We start from the raw sequence: 709 nt of genomic DNA on the forward strand, positions 1-709 counted from the left end.
CTGGTGAAGGCGTAACCGCTTAATTATGAATGGGCTGTTTTACCAAGCAGCCCATATTTCTGGAGAGAGAAAATGGAACAAGAACTGGTTGTAATGGAAATCATCTGTAATGCGGGTGAAGCCAGAAGTTTAAGTTATGAAGCACTCCGTTTGGCGAGAGAGCAAAAATTTGAAGCAGCAGAAGAGAAATTGTTGCAAGCCAGAGAGTGCATTAACAAGGCGCATTTAATTCAGACGCAACTGATCGAAGAAGATCAGGGGGAAGGCAAAGTGCCGATGACTCTGGTTATGGTGCACGCTCAAGATCATTTAATGACAACGATTCTAGCGCAAGAAATGGCTGTTGAGATTGTCGCTTTGAACAAGCAACTCGCGAATAAGTAAGGAAATCATTATGTCTAGAGAGGCGATCAAACTTGCCATTATTGGTGGTGGCAGTAGCTATACCCCGGAATTGGTTGAAGGGGTAATCAAACGCTTGGATTACTTGCCAGTTAAACAGATTCACTTTGTGGACATAGAATCCGGCGCGGAAAAGCTAGAAATCATCAGAGGCTTGGCTCAGCGGATGGTCGATAAAGCGGGCGCGGATATTGAAATTAAAGCGGATTTTGACCGCCGTGCTGCGATCAAAGGCGCTGACTTTATCATGACTCAATTCCGTGTTGGCGCGCTTGCTGCTCGAGCAAACGATGAAAGAATTCCTACT

Annotated in this window: 1 protein-coding gene and 1 pseudogene; both read left to right on the forward strand. The window is 45.3% G+C overall.

Annotation, left to right across the window (positions count from 1 at the left end; all coding sequences use genetic code 11):
* Positions 1-72: 72 nt before the first annotated feature.
* Positions 73-384 carry a PTS lactose/cellobiose transporter subunit IIA gene (locus tag R7Z50_RS27385; protein ID WP_005461092.1) on the forward strand — a complete coding sequence of 104 codons (312 nt, stop codon included), beginning with the start codon at positions 73-75 and terminating at the stop codon, positions 382-384.
* Positions 385-394: 10 nt separating this feature from the next.
* Positions 395-709, forward strand: a pseudogene (locus R7Z50_RS27390) (6-phospho-beta-glucosidase); the annotation flags it as partial.

The sequence above is a fragment of the Vibrio sp. 1249-1 genome, assembly GCF_033340495.1.

Bases quoted from the DNA above. Each gene is read 5' to 3' on its own strand.
- R7Z50_RS27385 (WP_005461092.1), top strand. From the start codon at position 73: ATGGAACAAGAACTGGTTGTAATGGAAATCATCTGTAATGCGGGTGAA.